Annotated in this window: 2 protein-coding genes; both read right to left on the bottom strand. The window is 56.5% G+C overall.

What is annotated here, in order from left to right; genetic code table 11:
- Positions 1-240 (bottom strand): zonular occludens toxin domain-containing protein (locus KEHDKFFH_RS19985; protein ID WP_277872189.1); only part of this gene is annotated, 240 nt, incomplete at its 3' end.
- An 11-nt stretch (positions 241-251) separates the two neighbouring features.
- Positions 252-531 (bottom strand): DUF2523 family protein (locus KEHDKFFH_RS19980; protein WP_104323518.1); only part of this gene is annotated, 280 nt, incomplete at its 5' end.

Here is a 531-nt window from a genome sequence, read left to right as displayed (position 1 = left end):
CCAATGAAACCACCTTGCCATGTACGCCTTCTCTTCCCTGCCCTCGGTGTTCACATTCAGGATGGCGGCTTCTTCGGGAAGGGTTTCGTTTAAGGCTTCCTCGACTTTTTCCAGGGAATCGAAGCCCCTTATGTTGGTGACAACCGTTCGCCCTTCTTTGAGGGCGGGGATGGCGTGGCGCTGGAGGACGCCGAAGGATTTGTAAGAGCCTGGGTGACCATGATGGATGACGATGCTCATTTCTTCCCTCCTTAGCCGATCACGTCCATGACGTAGCGGGTGACTCTCGCGTTGATGATCATGTTGAAGGCCTCCGGGAGCTTGAGGTACGTGGCCACGCCCAACACCTGGGAATCGAGTTGGCCCCAGTAGGTTTCGATGGTGTCGGAGACGTTGAGCTGACTCAGAACTTCCTGGGCCACTTCCCAGCTGTAACCAATGAAGGCGATCTTGGCTTTGGTGGCCGATATGACGATCCAGGCGCCGGCCTTGACCATCCAGTCGTCGATCAGGGCCGGGATGCTGTTGAAG

This window comes from Marinobacter maroccanus (assembly GCF_002933275.1).
GTDB lineage: Bacteria > Pseudomonadota > Gammaproteobacteria > Pseudomonadales > Oleiphilaceae > Marinobacter > Marinobacter maroccanus.
The sequence above is the reverse complement of the archived record's forward strand: the minus strand, read 5'-3'. Positions and strand labels throughout refer to the sequence as shown.